This window comes from Brucella tritici (assembly GCF_008932295.1).
GTDB lineage: Bacteria > Pseudomonadota > Alphaproteobacteria > Rhizobiales > Rhizobiaceae > Brucella > Brucella tritici.
Window position 1 is genome coordinate 1 of the sequence record NZ_WBWA01000132.1, and the last position, 242, is coordinate 242.

The window sequence follows — 242 nt, forward strand, 5'->3', positions numbered from 1 at the left end:
AAGAACTCATCCACCAGAGGCCGGGACATTTCCTGGCGCATGGCGCGGCGATGTTCAGGCTCCTTGCCACGAATAGCGTCCTCGATCTTGTAGAGGGCTGCGATGCGCAACAGCGCCTCATCCACGAGGGGCGATCCTTTTTTGGGTGTTGCCTTGATGAGCTTTCGACGACCATGTGCCCAGCAAAATGCCAGTCGCAACGGATCGCCGCCCGCGCGCTTCGGCGTGGCGAGGTGGGAATA

At 60.3% G+C, this 242-nt stretch carries 1 protein-coding gene; it reads right to left on the reverse strand.

From position 1 onward, the window contains the following. On the reverse strand, positions 1–242 hold a 242-nt coding region (locus F9K91_RS25770; protein ID WP_151679086.1), incomplete at both ends, for an IS66 family transposase.